This is a genomic window from Natronococcus jeotgali DSM 18795, assembly GCF_000337695.1.
In the GTDB taxonomy this organism is placed as follows: Archaea; Halobacteriota; Halobacteria; order Halobacteriales; family Natrialbaceae; genus Natronococcus; species Natronococcus jeotgali.
On sequence record NZ_AOIA01000095.1, the window covers coordinates 1 to 354 of the forward strand.

Consider the following 354-nt stretch of genomic DNA (forward strand, 5'->3'; position numbering starts at 1 on the left):
TCGCCGAGGTCGTGGATGAGTGCCATCGTCACTGCCTTCTGGCGGTCAACCTCTTCCCGCTCGGCATAGAGCAGACAAAGCGCCGCTGCCCCCCACGTGTGGGCTGCAACGGACTCCGGCGAGTTGATGTTCCGGAGCTCCCATCCCGTCCGGAGTTCGTCCTTCAGGTCGAACCACTCCAGCAAGGAGCCAAGTTCGTCGGTCATATTGGGGAGACTGCGTGGTGACAGTTCAAGATATCGAGTCCACTCTGTGGAGCATCTGTCACTGCTTCAGTAGGTCTGCACATCTACGAAGCGGGTAGTTCACTGAAATAGAGGTGTAAGCAATCCCATGAGAATAGCTCTATGACAC

Annotated in this window: 1 protein-coding gene; it reads right to left on the minus strand. The window is 56.5% G+C overall.

Annotated features, from left to right (window positions below):
- Positions 1-206, minus strand: a 206-nt coding sequence (locus tag C492_RS10450) for an HD domain-containing protein (protein ID WP_008423206.1), incomplete at its 3' end; no start/stop codon positions are given.
- Positions 207-354 lie beyond the last annotated feature (148 nt).